This window comes from Thalassotalea sp. G20_0 (genome assembly GCF_017744175.1).
In the GTDB taxonomy this organism is placed as follows: domain Bacteria; phylum Pseudomonadota; class Gammaproteobacteria; order Pseudomonadales; family Endozoicomonadaceae; genus Endozoicomonas.
In genome coordinates, this window is record NZ_JAGHQV010000477.1 from 1 (window position 1) to 568 (window position 568).

Here is a 568-nt window from a genome sequence, read left to right on the forward strand (position 1 = left end):
CCTTACTATTACTGGCTGAGGTTTCAAGCTCACAACTCAGCAGGTTCGGTTATCCTGTACAGATACTTAAGCAGTCCCATTCTGGATATTTAAAACAACAATTACCGAATCAGGGTACACCCGGTTTTTCACGTACTCCAGGTGTTTTTTCAGCTTCCCATTTACCCCCCTCTGTACATTCAACAGTTACTTTCTCCCAGCCACCACCACGCTCCATTGCCGCAGGCAGTCCGTTGATCAGGTACACTCAACAGCAAGCTCCTGCTAAAACTGTTGAGTTTAAAGCAACTGAATTTTCCGGCTCCGGCGAACTTCTGTCCCCCACGCCTGATCAGCCCCTGGCACTTAAGACACTAAAAGAGGTGAGAGAGTCCGATAACCACAGGACGAATAGAGCCAGATATGCCGCATCCGAAAAAGGCAGGAAGGCCATAGCCAGGGCCAAAGCTAAATACCTGGCATCCAATAAAGGCAAAGAGACCATGGCCAGGTACAGGGCTAAATACCGGGCATCCGATAAAGGCAAAAAGAACATAGCCAAATACATGGCATCCGATAAATACAAAGA

At 47.7% G+C, this 568-nt stretch carries 1 protein-coding gene; it reads left to right on the forward strand.

Annotated elements, in window-relative coordinates:
* Positions 1-233 precede the first annotated feature (233 nt).
* Positions 234-568 (forward strand): hypothetical protein (locus J7438_RS27130; RefSeq protein WP_209279119.1); only part of this gene is annotated, 335 nt, incomplete at its 3' end.